This is a genomic window from Bacillus cereus group sp. BfR-BA-01453 (assembly GCF_022662915.1).
Lineage (GTDB): Bacteria > Bacillota > Bacilli > Bacillales > Bacillaceae_G > Bacillus_A > Bacillus_A paranthracis.
This window is the reverse complement of the sequence record NZ_JAKUEN010000042.1, coordinates 1-663: the sequence shown is the minus strand read 5'-3', so window position 1 is coordinate 663 and position 663 is coordinate 1. Positions and strand designations below refer to the sequence as shown.

Sequence of the window (663 nt, the reverse complement as noted above, 5' to 3'; positions counted from 1 at the left end):
ATGATGGCAGAGAGGTCACACCCGTTCCCATACCGAACACGGAAGTTAAGCTCTCTAGCGCCGATGGTAGTTGGGACCTTGTCCCTGTGAGAGTAGGACGTTGCCAGGCAAAATGGAGGATTAGCTCAGCTGGGAGAGCACCTGCCTTACAAGCAGGGGGTCGGCGGTTCGATCCCGTCATCCTCCACCATGTATGTCGGAGGGGTAGCGAAGTGGCTAAACGCGGCGGACTGTAAATCCGCTCCTTCGGGTTCGGCAGTTCGAATCTGCCCCCCTCCACCATTCTTAATTAATGGGCTATAGCCAAGCGGTAAGGCAACGGACTTTGACTCCGTCATGCGCTGGTTCGAATCCAGCTAGCCCAGCCATTAAGAGCCATTAGCTCAGTTGGTAGAGCATCTGACTTTTAATCAGAGGGTCGAAGGTTCGAGTCCTTCATGGCTCACCATTTTAACAAAATATGCGGGTGTGGCGGAATTGGCAGACGCACTAGACTTAGGATCTAGCGCCTTTGGCGTGGGGGTTCGACTCCCTTCACCCGCACTTTTAATAAAATAACTCATACATGTCTTGCGGAAGTAGTTCAGTGGTAGAATACAACCTTGCCAAGGTTGGGGTCGCGGGTTCGAATCCCGTCTTCCGCTCCAATTTTCAATATGACAT

General features: G+C 52.2%; 6 tRNA genes and 1 rRNA gene. All 7 read left to right on the top strand.

The window, feature by feature from the left end:
• Positions 1-109 (top strand): 5S ribosomal RNA (gene rrf / locus MR070_RS26820); the annotation flags it as partial.
• A gap of 5 nt (positions 110-114) precedes the next feature.
• Positions 115-190, top strand: a tRNA-Val gene (locus MR070_RS26815).
• Between the two features lie 8 nt (positions 191-198).
• Positions 199-282: transfer RNA gene (locus MR070_RS26810), tRNA-Tyr, on the top strand.
• Positions 283-293: 11 nt separating this feature from the next.
• A tRNA-Gln gene (locus MR070_RS26805) sits at positions 294-368 on the top strand.
• Between the two features lie 4 nt (positions 369-372).
• A tRNA-Lys gene (locus MR070_RS26800) sits at positions 373-448 on the top strand.
• A gap of 14 nt (positions 449-462) precedes the next feature.
• Positions 463-543: transfer RNA gene (locus tag MR070_RS26795), tRNA-Leu, on the top strand.
• Between the two features lie 29 nt (positions 544-572).
• Positions 573-647 (top strand) — tRNA-Gly (locus MR070_RS26790).
• Positions 648-663 lie beyond the last annotated feature (16 nt).